This window comes from Enterococcus sp. HMSC072F02, from assembly GCF_001837725.1.
In the GTDB taxonomy this organism is placed as follows: Bacteria; Bacillota; Bacilli; order Lactobacillales; family Enterococcaceae; genus Enterococcus_B; species Enterococcus_B lactis.
Window position 1 is genome coordinate 62942 of sequence record NZ_KV833953.1, and the last position, 12581, is coordinate 75522.

The following is a 12581-nucleotide window of genomic DNA, read 5'->3' on the forward strand; positions in this document are numbered from 1 at the left end:
TTCTTCCGTTCCTGCCGCTCCTTGAGGCGCATTAAGAAAAGAAGTCCGATAGATACCATCCTCATCCCATAATGCTTTAGGGGTGACTCTTTTCGCCTTCATCATTTCTTTATTCACATAAATAGGATACTCTTTCATCTTGTCAAAAAAACGGATATCCGTATAGTTGATTTTTTCTTCTCTGAATTCATAAAATTTTTGTGCGTATGTTTTTTTAGAAACCATCGTTCCTTTTTCAATAGAATCACCGATTCGCCATAACCAGCAAGCTTGTAGTCTACTTGAGCAATTAAGAAATTCTAAAACTGCCTCCTGATGACTATTTAGCCCGTCATATTCTTCTTCCTTGAAAAAAGCATAAGTGAATGGGATTCGATTACGTTCCAAATAAAAATCAATACTTTCTTTTTCTAATAGTTCCATCTTCTCTCTCCTTTTGTTCTTCTAACGGCACTCCTGATACACTAACAAATCTACCCCTTTCATCTGCTACGTCAATACATGTTTCTCTCGAATTTTATCTATCCATTTTTATTTTATCGCAACTATCAAAGCTTCTATTCCTATTATTTCTTTTTGAAGAAAAGATAGTTTTCAATCGTATAAATCGCTAGTTTCGCAAAAAAGGCTGTGACAAAAATAGTCACAACCTTTTGATCTTTTCTTCAATTTTTCACATGTCGGCGATTCAATAAAAAACCGCCTATTATTGTAAAGACAGGAGCAAGGATCGAGAAAAAAGCGAATGGCAAGTAATGCAACGCGCTAACTTTCATCGTCCCCATAATGAATGTGCCGCTAACTCCCCACGGTACAAGAGAATTGACGGTTGCTCCTGAATCTGCTAGCGTCCGTGTCAAATAGTTTTTTGATAAGCCAACCTCATCAAAGGAGCGTTTGAATGTTTCTCCTGGAAGAATGATGGACAAGTACTGCTCTCCAACGATCAGATTGACTCCGATACAACTCAAGGCAGTAAACCCGACTAAACGAGAAGGTCGATCCATCTTTTCTTTTAATTCTTGCACGATGGTCTCAACAATCAAATATTTGATCAATAAACCACCTAATGCCAATGCCAGTAAAATCAAACTGGCTGAGCCCAACATACTCATGATACCGCCTCGAGAAAGCAGTTCATCTAGCTTAGGATCAGGTGTATGCGCGACATAACCATTCATCAAGATGTCTGCTGCTTTTCCAATTGTCAAACTTTTCTCATGGATAAAGGAAAGAACGAGGGCGGCTGTCGATCCTGCTAATAATGTAGGGATAGCTGGAATTTTTTTGATTGACCCGCCAAATAAAATAACTAACGGAATCAATGTCCAAGGAGAGATCCAAAAGCTTGCTTTCATATTTTGGATCATTTCATTGATACTGGCTAGGTCGGCTGAATGACTGTTCTGTCCTAATATCGTATAAAAAAGCAACGAAAGGACGAATGCCGGAAAATCCGTATAACGCATACCAGCGATATGTTCGAATAGATTGACTCCACCGATACCAGCTGCCAAGTTCGTCGTATCCGATAAAGGCGAGCAGTTATTCCCTAAAAATGCACCAGAAACGACCGCACCTGTAGTCATTGCATCGTTGAATCCAAGCAAATGTCCGATTCCCAAAAAAGCAATCCCAATCGTCGAAATCGTTGTAAATGAACTGCCGACTGTCACTCCGACAATTGCACAAACAAGAAATGCTGTCGGCAAAAAGAAACGTACAGAGACAAGTTTGAAACCATAAACCATGATCGTAGGGATGGTTCCAGATAGAATCCAAGAGGCAACCAAGACGCCAATCAAAAGAAAAATCAGGATTGGGATGATCCCCGGAGTGATTCCTTTGACGATCCCGTCATGGATCTCATCCCATGAGAACTTTTTAAATCTGCCATAAAACAACAAGCACATGAAAGCTGCAAGGATCGGGATATGTGGCGAGAGTTGGAATCCGATGATCAGTACTCCTAGGAGTGCCAACAACACGATCAATACAGCGATACTTTCTTTTAAAGAAATATTTTTATTCATCGTCGATCTCCTATTTCAAATGAAAAGGCCCTGCCATGAAAAAACTATTCACTTGGCAGGACCTCCTACTAAATCAGCGACAGATCGTCGGCTGAAAGACTTATTTTTTTATTTTTCTTCTAAACTTTTTTCTACCTCAATCCCCCAAGAATCTTTCTTGAAGTGATTGATGATCAATGGAATAACGAACATGACCACTGTGATAGCTGCTACTAATAATGCATCACTCAATGTCGCTGTACCTAATGTAGCAAATACGACAACGATGATAGAGAAGATCAGCATGCAGCTGACTACCCAAGCTAAGCCGTTTCCGTTTTTACCAATTCGGTAAGGGCGTTCGAATTCTGGATGTTTCTTACGCATTTTAAGCAATGAAACAGCAATCAAAATGTACACGATACAATAAATAACAGTTGTAGCATTTGTAAGTGTCAAGAATACAGCACTTACGTCATCCATTACACCATAAAGCAAAGCAAATAATGAAATAACGATTGATTGTGTTAGAACGACATTTCTAGATACGCCGTATTTGTTTTCTTTATGGAATCCGAATTTTGGTGGAAGGAATCCTTCACGAGCTACTTGGATGATTGTTTTTGATGGTCCAGTAACCCAAGCTGATAATTGTAAAAGCACACCAATAAATACCATGAAGCTGAAGATATTTCCGATCACTTCTGGTAAGCCTAGGATTTGGCAATCAATCAAGATTGGCTGCGTGATATTTGCTAATTCCATTTTTCCATCTGGTACGACATTGGCAACAAGCATCGCATTGATGACATTCAATAAAACTAATCCGATCAAAGCGATAAATACGCCTTTTGTATAATTTTTTGTTGCGTCTTTCAAACGAGGCATGTAAACAGAACTCATTTCGATCCCAACAAAAATAAATGTGATACCAGCTAAGTATTTCAATGAATCAATATGTTCCAAGTCAGGGAAAGCTTTTGACCATGAAAAGTCACCTAGATAGCCGTTTGAGACTAGTCCGACTTTGAAGGCTGCCAAAACACCTAAAACGAACATGATGACTACTGGGATATATACCCCTAGCCATACACCGATGTTCCCGCCGACTTTTGCCATATCGAATTTCAAGTTCAAGATCGTGATGATCCAGTAAATAACTAAAATACAACCTAAAACGAACCAATGATTATTGCCAAGTTCTACATTACCAAATGTGTTTCCTAACAATGGTCCTAAAGTAGAAGCGACCATTACCATACCTGGGAACATTTGCACCCATAATAGCCATGCAACGACAAATCCCCATTTGCTGCCCAGTGCTGTTTTTACCCATAACTGAGGACCGCCTTCTTGAGGAAGCATCGTTGAAAGTTCACCGGAAACCATTGATATCGGACCGGCAAAAAACAAAACTGCAAAAATTGAATAAAAAATCAATGTCCAACCGACTGCGGCTAACGTAGGAATACTCCGAACCGTTGCACACAGTGCCATTGTCAGACCGATAAAGGTCCCAAGACCCATTTTACTTACTTCAGATTTACTCACCGTTGACACTCTCCTTGATTTTTTGGATAAAATAACGGTGTCTTTGAAGTAGTTTCAGCAATAAACGAAACAATTCAGCGAATATTTGAGGGGATTCTTTGAGTCTATTGCTTGAAGGAGTTCTTCAAAGACAACCTCAAAACAAAGGGATCGAAGAGCTTAGGTCACCCCTTGCTCTTCAGATCCAAACATGCGTCAGAAACAGTTAGCATTCAAGCTGTTTTCTAACATGATTACCTTGCTTATTTTGCTTCGCTTGCCAATAATTGGTCTGCGTAGATTTTTTCCAATTTTTCTTGAAGAGCTGCTTTGATTTTTTCAGCATATTCTTCAAAGTGTTCTTCTTTGTTCATGTATGGTGTCATTACGCTGGCACGCAATACAGTTACTTTTCCGGCACGGTTCCATTCTTCATCTGAGAATCCTAGTTGGTTCACGAATTGCAATGGGCTGTTGCCATAGTCTGGGATAGCAAAGTCAGTATGTGAAGTTAAGAATTCATTACCGTAAATGCTTCCTTTCACGTATGAAGAATAATCATATACGTCATGGTTCAATTTATTCATCGCAACTAAATCGTCGTTGCCTTTTTCTTTGAATACGTAGTCTACCATGTTGAAATCTGGATAAGTTAATGGATGAACTTCGATTTCTTTGTCACCTACTTTGAATGACAAGTCATTCAAGAAGTTGTAGAAACGGTGTGCCCCTTCGATTGATGCACCCATCAATTTACCGTATCCTGTGACATTCAAAGGTAAGACATGGTGTGCTGCCCAAACACTGGCTGCTGTTGCCCCTGCTTTTGAACCTTCCAAGATATACGCTCCAAGTAATGCTGGGATATCTGCACCTTTTTCAAATACATATGTTGCGAAGTAAGAGATAACGTCTCTCATGCGGATATCTTTGATGACGATACCACCGGCAGAATATGGAACATAGCCCATTTTATGTGGGTCGATCGTTACAGATTCTGCTTCTTCGATTGCTTTATATGCACTGTGTACTTCTTCTAAGATATAATCTTTGTTTTCTGTAAAGACGTTGTATTTGTAATGAACATCTTTTAAATCTTCGAATGGAATGAAGTTGTTGTCTTCGTCTAAGAAAATCGCACGGCCGTATCCGCCATAAGCAGCATCTACATGCAAGTAGAAGTAAATACCGTCTTTTTCTAATACGCGACGCAATGCAACGATTTTATCGATACCGTCGATTGCTCCTTCTTCTGTTGATCCTACAACACCGACTACACCTAAGATTGGTGTTTTTTCAGCTGCTAGACCACGAACGATTTTTTCAAGTTCGTTGATGTCCATGCGGTAGTTATGGTCAACTGGCACTGGAATTACTTGGTCTAAACCGATACCGATGATGTCGGCAGCTTTTAGCCATGAATAGTGTTTTGTTTGTGGAACCAACCATTTTCCTAATTTTTCTAAATGTTTTCCGCTACGTGCTGAGTGAGCTTTGATTTCGTCGATTTTTTCTGGAACACTGTCTAACAAGTTCATGATTTCTTCTGTTGACAAGTTCATCAATTCCCAATCGCTTTTTCCAGCAACTAGTTCAGGTGTCACTTCTTTCATAGCAAGTGGCAATGATTTGATGTTGCGGGCATACCAAAGTCCTTCTAAGTTTGCTAAAGAACCATCAGCAACGATGTGTCCCCAGCCATCTTTATAGCTCATTAATTTTGCAAATTCCATGCCTACTTCTTCTTCCATTTGGCTTGTTGCAGGAGAAGATTCGTAAGCAACGTTATTACCATTCCATAGCATAGCAAAATTGTACGCTAGTAAAGATGGCATCAATGTTTCAGAGTTCATATGACCCCAGTAGCGTCCGGCATTATGCCAAGGAACGGAATGGGTACGCATCCGCGCTGAAATTTCTGATAGAACATCTTTTGTTTTATTCACAGTGTGTTCAAAACTAGCACTGCTTTTTTCTTCTGGCGTAATGATAGGCATGTCTTGAGGCATGTAGTTTTGACGCCAGCCTAAATGTTCGTCCACCAATTCATTCAACAAAGCTTTATAGATTTGGCCGTTCTCAGCTTTGTCCCCAATGAATAGGGCATTTAGGTTTAGATCTTTCGACAATGATTCACTCATAGTGAAACCCTCCTAAAAAAAATATTTAAATTTTGTCGAGCCCTACATTACACCTGTTCTCCTATTCTGTAAACTAAGCTTTCGACCGTTTTTTAATCGTATTTTAATATGTATCAATTATTCGAATTGTTCGCACTTTTGAAATAATTAAAAAAAACGAGGGAATTTACAAAAGTAAACTCCCTCGCAAAGATTGTATTAACGACAACCAGCGTTCTATTTTAGGATGGGTTTCAAAATTGGAATGTTGTAATAGTATTCCCCTTTTTCAAGGCAAAAACTTACTAAATTCTAATCAATTACTTTGGCCAAAAAGTAATTTTTCTTACCTTTTCGAATAACCACAAACTTACCATCGAATTCATCGGATGGATTTATGACAAAATTTAAATCGGTAACGCGGTCACCGTTAATACTTATAGCTCCGTTTGAAACATCTTCCCGTGCCTGACGTTTAGATGGTTCAATTTTTGTGGAAACAAGTAGCTCCACGATATTTTCAGGTGTGCTTGAAATTTCAACGTTCGGCATTTTACCGAATCCTTGCGCGATTTCTTCCGCATTTAGTTCTTTAATATTTCCAGAGAACAATGCTTGCGTTATTTTTTGCGCTTCTTTCAAGTCTTCTTCACTATGCACAAATCTTGTAACTTCTTCTGCCAAACGGCGTTGTGCTTCACGTTTCTCAGGTTCTGTCTCTACTTTTTTCGCTAATTCTTCAATTTCTTCTTGAGATAAGAACGTAAAGAATTTCAAGTATTTCACTACATCACGATCATCTTGATTCAACCAGAATTGGTAGAATTCAAATGGTGAAGTTTTCTTAGGATCAAGCCAAATGGCACCGCCTGCGGTTTTTCCGAATTTCGTTCCGTCCGCTTTCAACATCAATGGAATCGTTAAACCGAACGCTTCTGCTTCTGGTCCTTCTAATTTTCGGATCAGGTCTAAACCAGCTGTGATATTTCCCCATTGGTCTGCTCCACCGATTTGTAGTTGTACATCATATGTTTTATGCAGATGTAAAAAGTCGATGGATTGCAGGATTTGGTAAGTGAATTCTGTGAATGAGATCCCTACTTCCAAACGGCTGGCAACGATATCTTTTGCTAACATCGTGTTGATGTTGAAGTTTTTACCGTAGTCTCTCAAAAATTCAAGTAAAGAGATTTTTGATAACCAGTCGTAGTTGTTCACAAATGTGATATTTGCGTCTTTACCAAACAATTTTCTCATTTGATTGGAAAGTGCATCCACGTTATGTTGTACTTGTTCCATCGTTTGCAACACACGTTCTGTTTTACGGCCGCTTGGGTCGCCGATTGTTCCTGTTCCGCCGCCAATCAGAATATATGGATGATGGCCTGCCAATTGGAATCTTTTCATCATCATAAATGGGATCAAATGTCCGATATGCATCGAATCACCAGTTGGATCAACGCCGCAATAAAGTGAAATGCTCTTTTCTTCAACGAGCTCGCGAAGTCTTTCTTCGTTTGTTTGCTGATTAATGGCGTCGCGCCAAGTTAATTCATCAATAATATTCATTTTACTGACCTCCGTGTAGTTTTTTTATGAAAGCAGGAACCTGCTAGCATGCGTCATTAAGTATTTCTTCGGGATGGAAAATAAAAAAAGTCCCTTGGCATATAGCCAAGGGACGAAATCTCGCGGTACCACCCAATTTGTATGTCTAGATATCCAACATACCTCTCGAACATTTAACGCTGTCGCGTGGCAATCACTGCCAGAGACTCCTGAAATGTAATTCGCTTTAAAGCATGTACTGGTTTGCAGCAACCACCAGCTTTCTGAAACATTGGCTTTAACAACTACTTCGTTTCAATCTTCGTCTTATTATTATTAATATGTGTCTATCATAGAGCGCAACTTTTTCTTTGTCAACAGAAAAAAGATATTTTTTTTAAATTCCTCATTTTTTCTTTTTTGAATCCGCTCTAATCCCGAACATTTTATTTTCAACTATTGTTAAAAGAAACTATTTTTTCTGTATTTTTTCTGCAATTTATCGAGAAGTCACTTTACTTTTCCTCTTATTCTTTCTTCGTTACAATGAAGAACGGGACGAGTAAAAAAATGAAAAAGTAAGGGACGAGGTATATGGAAAAAAAGCAAAAAATTATTTTAGGAGCCACTTCTGCTTTAACTGTCGTTATTTTAATTTTAAGTCTTTTTTTTGTCATCCGAGCATACACAAAAAAAGAACCGATTATTCATGAAAAAAAAATAACAGAAAAGACAAAAGAGCCAATGGATGATAAGCAACAGCTAGTGACTCAAGCAAAAAATCTGGCACAAAGCTATGATTATGACCAAGCGATTGCTTTATTGGAGAAAAACAGTAAAAACGGATCTGCGGAAACACAGCAGCTTCTTCAAACACTGAAAAAGGAGAAAGAACAACTAATTGACTGGTCTGATCCTACTCAGATCTCTCACGTCTTTTTTCACAGCTTGATCGTGGACCCACAAAAAGCCTTCCACTCTCAACAGGCTCAAGGATACAAAGACTATATGGTAACTGTTGAAGAATTCAACCGTTCAATCGAACAACTCTATCAAAACGATTTTGTTTTAGTCAATTTGAATGATTTGATCCAAAAAGACGAACAAGGGAATCTTTCCTTTAACGGGCTTGCGCTACCTGAAGGAAAAAAACCATTAATTCTTTCACAAGATGATGTCAGCTATTATGAATATATGGATAATTCCGGTTTTCCTAGCCGATTAGTCGTATCAAATAACAATGAAATCAAAAATGTTTATAAAGAGAATGATAAGGAAGAAATTGGGGACTTTGACATGGTTCCTCTGATCGATGCTTTTGTCAAGAAACATCCTGATTTTTCTTATCGAGGCGCAAAAGGCACCTTGGCCCTGACAGGTTACAACGGTGTTTTAGGTTATCGAACATCCAAGTCTCAATACGGAGATAACGAAAAAACAAAAAAAGAGAGCGAAGAAGCTAAAAAAGTGGCTGATCAGTTGAAGAAAGATGGTTGGAGCTTTGCTTCCCATACCTGGGGACACTTGAATATGACTCAAGCTTCATTAGAGGATGTCAAAAAAGACAATGAATTATGGCAGCAAGAAGTTGCACCTATCCTAGGAAAAACAAATATCCTGATTTATCCATTTGGTGCAGATATTAGCGACTGGCAGCCTTATTCAGCAGAAAATCAAAAATTTGCTTACTTGAAGAGTCAAGGTTTCGATATTTTCTGCAATGTAGATGCTTCTACTCCCGCTTGGGGACAATTAGGTACGGATTTCTATCGAAATGCTCGAATCAATATTGATGGCATTCGGTTCCAATCAGATTTAGACGGACAAAACCCTATTCTTGATCCATTCATCAATGTTCATGAGGTCTACGACAAAGAAGCACGCGAATCCGCTTGATTTTACATCATTTATAAACAAAAAAAGCCGAACTGACATTTTATCGTCAGTTTCGGCTTTTTTTATGCTTTATTTCTTCTTCGGCGCGATACCTTTGATCAGGACTTCTGTCCATTCTGCTGTATATGGAAGCAGTTTTGCGTATATCTCCGGCTTAGAAATTCCTTCTACCATTGCTTGAAAATAGAGGATCAAAAACTCATCCGAATATTTCAAATCCACTTTTCCTTCTTTACGTCCTCGGTGGAAAAGATCAAGCATGATACTGAAACTTTCTTGCGTATACGCATCCATCGCGTCAGAAAATTCTTTTTTTTCTTTTTTTGTATAGTATGTCATCAAATCGATATAAAATTGTTTGTTCACTCGATTGAGATAGCGGATTTTATTTTCACTCATAGCAATCAGCGTTTCTTCAAATGGAAGATTTTCCGCAATCAACGCTTTCGCTTCTTGCCCTAAATCATTCATAAATGTGAAAAATACTTCATAAATCAGCCCTTCCTTGCTGCCAAAATATTTAAAAATCGTCGCTTTACTTACCTGAGCGCTCTCAGCTACCTTATCCATCGTCACTCCAGCGGTTCCTATGTCTGTGTTCATCAAGTCAAAAGCTGCTTGTAAAATCTCTTTCTTTTTCTCTTGTGCTCTCTTTTCAAAACCGTTCATTTATAGAGCCTCCCGTAATTTTAAACTTTTATAATATATATAGTTCAAATTTATTCTGAGGTTTATTATAACTATCTATTGAGAAAGTATCAAGCTAGCAATTCCTTGTTTATGAATTCATTGACAGAAATTTATAAAAAGAATATTATGTACTAAAATATAAAAAAAAGTTTTATAAAAAGGTATAAAACCATTTTATTAAACTGATTAATCTTTTTTAGTATATATTTTAAGAAAAAGGAGTGGGGTTTTTATGGCAGAAATCGTCAAAGTCACACATTTGAAAAAGAGCTTTGGTCGTTTCGAAGCTTTAAAAGATGTCTCTTTCACCGTACATTCAGGTGAAGTCGTTGGATTTATCGGACCAAATGGTTCTGGAAAATCCACGACGATTCGGACACTTTTAGGGATTATAAAAAAAGACGGCGGAACGGCAACGATTTTTGGTCAAGATGTATGGGAAGATAGTTTATCTATCCATGAACGTCTTTCTTATGTTCCAGGTGACATCTCTTTATGGGGAAATTTGACTGGAGGAGCGATCATCGATCTCTTCATGAAGCTTCATGGAAAAGGGAACGCTCAAAAAAAGGACGAACTGATTCAACGTTTCTCTCTTGATCCTAAGAAAAAAGCAAAAAACTATTCAAAAGGAAATCGTCAAAAAGTGGGCTTGATTGCTGCTTTAGCTGTTGATTCGGATCTCTATTTATTTGATGAGCCTACTTCTGGTTTAGATCCCTTGATGGAAACCATTTTTCAAGAAGAAGTTGAAAAACTGAAAGAACAGGGCAAATCCATCCTGCTTTCTTCTCATATTCTCAGTGAAGTCGAACGGCTGGCAGATAAAGTCGTGATCATCCGCGAGGGAACAGTCGTAGAAGAAGGAACACTCGATGAATTGCGTCATTTGACCCGCTCGACCATTACTATAGAAACAGAAGCAGATAACAGCCACTTAGCACAATTGAACGGTGTCCATGATTTTGTGCAAAAAGGCCACCTTGCTCAATTTGCTGCTGACAACGAAGCTTTCGATGAGATTTTAGCTGAAACTTCCAAATTAGGTGTGAAAAAATTTGAATCTATTCCACCGACTCTTGAAGATTTATTCATGAGGCACTATGAAGGATGAGGAGGAAACGAAATGACTGATAAATTTTCACGCTGGTCCACCCTTTTTTCTCAAAACCTTAGCCGTGACTGGAAAAAGATCTTGATATGGCTAGTCGGTGTCACTGCTTTTTCTGGTGGTTTTGTCCCTGCGTTTGAAGAATTGACTTCAGGACAAGGGTTAGCTGGATTATACGAAACAATGTAAAACCCGGCAATGATAGCAATGGTCGGACCAACTCCCGCTTCGAATGCTGCTGAGTATACTTTAGGAGCGATGTATGCAAATGAAATGTTGCTTTTTTGCAGTTTGTTTGCTGCTGTGATCTCTGTTTTGCATGTGGTGAGCCAAACGAGAAAAAAAGAGGAGCTTGGTCTGATTGAACTTATTCGTTCCTTTCGAGTCGGACGTCAAGCAAACTCTTTAGCTGTCATCGCTGAAAGTATTCTGATTAATTTGCTTTTAGCAATATCGATCAGCTGTACGATGATTTTTTTTCAAGCAGATTCGATCACTGCAGAAGGTGCTTGGCTTTTTGGGCTATCTGTAGGTAGTACGGGGATTTTGGGGAGTGCTGTTGCACTGTTTGCTTCACAACTGATGCCAAGTGCAGCCAGTTCGAATGGTCTGTCTCTAGCGTTTTTAGGTGGACTTTACCTTCTAAGAGCAATAACAGATGTAGCTGATTCCTCTCTTTCGATGTGGAATCCTTTAGGCTGGTCTTATTTGTCCTATCCATTTACAACTAATAACTGGATTCCTTTGCTTTATTTGTTTTTGTTCAGTCTCATCTTGATAATCAGTTCATTTGTTTTAGAGGAACATCGAGACTTGAACACCGGCTATATCCCCGAACGTGAAGGAAAACCGTATGGTAAACGTTCTCTTCTATCCTTGCGTGGTTTATTATTCTATCTAAATAAAGGAATGACCATCAGTTGGCTTATCACTTTTGGTTTGATGGGGGCGGCATACGGCTCTATCTACGGGAATATGCAACAGTTTTTAGAAAGTGACGACTTAATGAAACAGATGTTTATCCAATCTGGCGTCTCAATTGAAAAAAACTTTACAAGCACGATTATGGTCGTCTTGATTTGTCTAGCTGCTATTTTACCAATTGCTAGCATCAATCGTTTATTTACAGAAGAAACCCACGGACGTATGAATCAGCTGTTCGCAACAAAAATTTCTAGGAACCAACTTTATTGGACAAATCTGTTACTAGCGATCCTGTTTTCTATATTGTCGATTCTGATTAGTTCTGGTGCGCTAGGACTTTCTGCTTTGGCATCAATGAAGGATGCGAAAGATATGGATCTATTGCTGTTTCTTAAAGCCGGATTCAACTTTCTGCCTGCTGTTTTAGTGTTTATCGGAATGAGTGGCTTTCTATTCGGATGGCTTCCTCGAATGGGTAAATTTGCTTATATCTACTTAGCTTACTCCTTTGCGCTCAATTACTTTGGCGGGATTTTGGATTTACCAGAATGGTTCTCCAAAACAGCGGTCCCTAGCTGGGTACCACGGATGCCAAACGATTCTTTCGATCTTTCCGTATTCCTTACGTTATCCTGTATCAGCCTTGCACTGATCGTCCTTGGTGCTATCGGTTATAGGAGAAGAGATTTAGTGGAAGGATAACAAAAAAAGAGCATGTTCAATTTCATGCTAGCCTCCAAATTGGGATCA

Annotated in this window: 8 protein-coding genes, 1 pseudogene and 1 other annotated feature; of the genes and pseudogenes, 3 read left to right on the top strand and 6 right to left on the bottom strand. The window is 38.7% G+C overall.

Annotated elements, in window-relative coordinates:
- The 5 genes from HMPREF2731_RS07070 to tyrS form a co-directional block, all read right to left on the bottom strand.
- Positions 1–423: hypothetical protein (locus tag HMPREF2731_RS07070; protein ID WP_256337591.1), on the bottom strand; the 423-nt coding region annotated here is incomplete at its 3' end.
- 242 nt (positions 424–665) lie between these two features.
- Positions 666–2033: a Na+/H+ antiporter NhaC gene (nhaC, locus tag HMPREF2731_RS07075; protein ID WP_070872637.1), complete on the bottom strand. Its 1368-nt coding sequence runs from the start codon at positions 2031–2033 to the stop codon at positions 666–668.
- A gap of 108 nt (positions 2034–2141) precedes the next feature.
- Positions 2142–3539 (bottom strand): tyrosine-tyramine antiporter, encoded by a 1398-nt coding sequence (gene tyrP, locus HMPREF2731_RS07080; RefSeq protein ID WP_002316652.1) that lies wholly within the window; start codon positions 3537–3539, stop codon positions 2142–2144.
- A 266-nt stretch (positions 3540–3805) separates the two neighbouring features.
- The gene (tdc, locus tag HMPREF2731_RS07085) at positions 3806–5683 is read right to left on the bottom strand and encodes a tyrosine decarboxylase (RefSeq protein WP_002286400.1); all 1878 of its coding nucleotides are present in this window, start codon (positions 5681–5683) and stop codon (positions 3806–3808) included.
- 291 nt (positions 5684–5974) lie between these two features.
- Positions 5975–7231: a tyrosine--tRNA ligase gene (gene tyrS / locus HMPREF2731_RS07090; RefSeq protein WP_002310719.1), complete on the bottom strand. Its 1257-nt coding sequence runs from the start codon at positions 7229–7231 to the stop codon at positions 5975–5977.
- A 105-nt stretch (positions 7232–7336) separates the two neighbouring features.
- Positions 7337–7542, bottom strand: a binding site (T-box leader).
- Between the two features lie 262 nt (positions 7543–7804).
- On the opposite strand from tyrS, the gene HMPREF2731_RS07095 reads away from it, so the two are divergent.
- The gene (locus HMPREF2731_RS07095) at positions 7805–9106 is read left to right on the top strand and encodes a polysaccharide deacetylase family protein (RefSeq protein ID WP_002316650.1); all 1302 of its coding nucleotides are present in this window, start codon (positions 7805–7807) and stop codon (positions 9104–9106) included.
- A gap of 69 nt (positions 9107–9175) precedes the next feature.
- Here the strand turns inward: HMPREF2731_RS07095 and HMPREF2731_RS07100 are convergent, their stop codons facing one another.
- On the bottom strand, positions 9176–9775 hold the full coding sequence (locus HMPREF2731_RS07100; RefSeq protein ID WP_002292597.1) for a TetR/AcrR family transcriptional regulator: 600 nt from the start codon (positions 9773–9775) through the stop codon (positions 9176–9178).
- Between the two features lie 253 nt (positions 9776–10028).
- Between HMPREF2731_RS07100 and HMPREF2731_RS07105 the strand changes: the two genes are divergently transcribed.
- Positions 10029–10910 (top strand): ABC transporter ATP-binding protein, encoded by an 882-nt coding sequence (locus tag HMPREF2731_RS07105; protein WP_002314041.1) that lies wholly within the window; start codon positions 10029–10031, stop codon positions 10908–10910.
- A gap of 12 nt (positions 10911–10922) precedes the next feature.
- A pseudogene (locus HMPREF2731_RS07110) lies at positions 10923–12533 on the top strand (ABC transporter permease).
- The last annotated feature ends 48 nt before the right edge of the window (positions 12534–12581 follow it).

Excerpts from the sequence above, each read along its gene's own strand:
- nhaC (WP_070872637.1), bottom strand. The coding sequence starts at position 2,033 with ATGAATAAAAATATTTCTTTAAAAGAAAGTATCGCTGTATTGATCGTG.
- tyrP (WP_002316652.1), bottom strand. The coding sequence starts at position 3,539 with ATGGGTCTTGGGACCTTTATCGGTCTGACAATGGCACTGTGTGCAACG.
- tdc (WP_002286400.1), bottom strand. The coding sequence starts at position 5,683 with ATGAGTGAATCATTGTCGAAAGATCTAAACCTAAATGCCCTATTCATT.
- tyrS (WP_002310719.1), bottom strand. The coding sequence starts at position 7,231 with ATGAATATTATTGATGAATTAACTTGGCGCGACGCCATTAATCAGCAA.
- HMPREF2731_RS07095 (WP_002316650.1), top strand. The coding sequence starts at position 7,805 with ATGGAAAAAAAGCAAAAAATTATTTTAGGAGCCACTTCTGCTTTAACT.
- HMPREF2731_RS07100 (WP_002292597.1), bottom strand. The coding sequence starts at position 9,775 with ATGAACGGTTTTGAAAAGAGAGCACAAGAGAAAAAGAAAGAGATTTTA.
- HMPREF2731_RS07105 (WP_002314041.1), top strand. The coding sequence starts at position 10,029 with ATGGCAGAAATCGTCAAAGTCACACATTTGAAAAAGAGCTTTGGTCGT.